The sequence below is a fragment of the Sinorhizobium sp. 22678 genome (assembly GCF_052044265.1).
In the GTDB taxonomy this organism is placed as follows: domain Bacteria; phylum Pseudomonadota; class Alphaproteobacteria; order Rhizobiales; family Rhizobiaceae; genus Sinorhizobium; species Sinorhizobium meliloti_A.
In genome coordinates, this window is sequence record NZ_JBQEMS010000058.1 from 1 (window position 1) to 2034 (window position 2034).

2 protein-coding genes are annotated in these 2034 nt (G+C 60.2%); one reads left to right on the plus strand and one right to left on the minus strand.

The genetic code is table 11. The features are described from left to right. Positions 1 to 431, minus strand: a 431-nt coding sequence (locus ACTJKL_RS31965) for an IS110 family transposase (protein WP_440854047.1), incomplete at its 3' end; no start/stop codon positions are given. A gap of 497 nt (positions 432 to 928) precedes the next feature. Here ACTJKL_RS31965 and ACTJKL_RS31970 point away from each other — a divergent pair. Further along, positions 929 to 1864 (plus strand): sugar-binding transcriptional regulator, encoded by a 936-nt coding sequence (locus ACTJKL_RS31970; protein ID WP_440854757.1) that lies wholly within the window; start codon positions 929 to 931, stop codon positions 1862 to 1864. Positions 1865 to 2034 lie beyond the last annotated feature (170 nt).

Below are 2034 nucleotides of genomic sequence, written 5' to 3' on the forward strand. Positions count from 1 at the left end.
TTCTTTGTCATCGTGCGTAGCCGCACGTAGAACATCCGTTCGCGAAGGGCGACGCGAAGCTCTCGCGCCTTGTCTCCAGGAGCCCATGCCTCGGGCACGAGATCGGCCCGAAGAAGATGCGCCAGCACCGTCGCATCGACCTTGTCCGTCTTGATCTTCGCATCGGCGATCGCCTTCACTTTCAGCGGATGCGCCAGCACGACATCGTCACAGATGTCATCGAGCCAGTCGTACATCACCATCCAGTTGCGGGTGGCTTCCACCACCGCATGGCTGTTCTCCCGATAGCGCTCGAGAAACGACCCGAGCGACTGACGATCGTTCTTCACTCGCCCGGATCGTAGTGTCTTGCCGGTGGAATCTTGCACGACAAGGTGGCTGTAGCTTTTGTGGTAATCTACGCCAATGTGATAATCATAAGGTGCAGTCACGCTTTGCTCTCCTTCCATGAGTTCGCGAAAACCCAAGTAAGGTAGGCCAAACGGCGCAAGGCGTGACTGTCCCAAGATCATCTGCATCTCAGAAATCCGTTCTCTCAATGCTGGGCGCGGCCTCTTTCATGCCACCTCCTTTTGGATGGAATCGAGCACCCGCGCGGATGCCGTTCAGCGTCGGGTCTAGTTCCGCCAGACGTCGTCTTCCTGATGTTTGGGTGAAACGTGACAGGGGCTCGACGGCGAACTGTGAGGCACCTCAGCTCCTTCGGAGGCATCGCCTGCGCATTCGCGCAGCCGGTCGACGCGCGGTGCAAAGCGACAGGGAATGAAGCTGCAGTCATGGGGAGTAAGGCGTCCAACTGAATTCGTCAGAAGCCGTTTAGTTCACATGTGTAACACTGATGTGACGTATGTAACTCTTCTCCATGTCACCTTGCCCGATTAAGGATGACATGCGGTCTGAGCAGACGCGCAACGTTGCAGGGGGGTGCATGGGGCAGCAGAAACTGATGGCCAAGGCCGCTTGGCTCTACCATGTGGAAGGACTGACGCAGGCCCAGATCGGCGAGCGCATGAATCTCACACGCCGGAGGGTGAACGAGCTTCTTGCCGCGGCGCTGGAGCAGGGCGTCGTCCGGATCAGCTTCAGTTCGCCCCTTGTCGAAAGTGTCGAACTGGAATCGCGGCTGCGTGACCGTTTCGGCTTGGATGATGCCGTGGTCATGCCCACCCCTGCCGATCCGCGCTTTGTTCAAGCCGTTATCGGGCGCGGAGCCGCCGCCTATCTCGATCGCCTGATCCAGACGCGGAAACCACACTCCATCGGCGTTGGCTGGGGCGCGACCTTGCGCGAGACGATGCAGCATATGACGCCCGCCAACGAGCCCCGGATCGATGTCCGATCGATGATGGGCGGGCTGACGCATGGTTCGGAGATCAACACCTTCGAGATCGTCCGCGGCTTCGCGGAGGTGCTGAAGGCGCAATGCCACTATTTCGTCGCGCCGATCTATGCCGAAACGCCGCAATCGCGCGAGGCCGTGATTGCCCAGTCGGTGTTCCGCAGGACCTTCCGCCAGATATGCGACGTCGACATATCCTATCTCAGCGCCGGCGACATGTCGCAGCACTCCCTGCAGGTGCGCTATGGCCTTCCGGAGGGGACGAAGGTGAGCGACCTCATAGCCCTCGGTGCGGTCGGCGATCTCCTCGGCCGGTACATCGACGCCGAAGGAAATCCCGTCGATCACCCGCTCAACCGTCAGGTGCTCTCGCCCGAGTTCGACGAATACCGCCGCATCCCCTGCCGCATCGTCGCCTCGGGCGGTTCGCACAAGCACGACATTCTCCTGGCCCTGGCACGGGCGAGGCTGCCGACGATCATGATCACCGACGCCGACAGCGCCATGGCGATGCTGCAGAGGTGATCGACCGGAATCCGCATTGCAAGACGGCCGCCGCATTGACGCTGGGGAAACCCCAGAACGCGAAAAGGCCCGCAGATGCGGGCCTTTTCGTGTGTATGCGTATGTATATGTGTTTGGTTGCGGGGGCAGGATTTGAACCTGCGGCCTTCAGGTTATGAGCCTGACGAGCT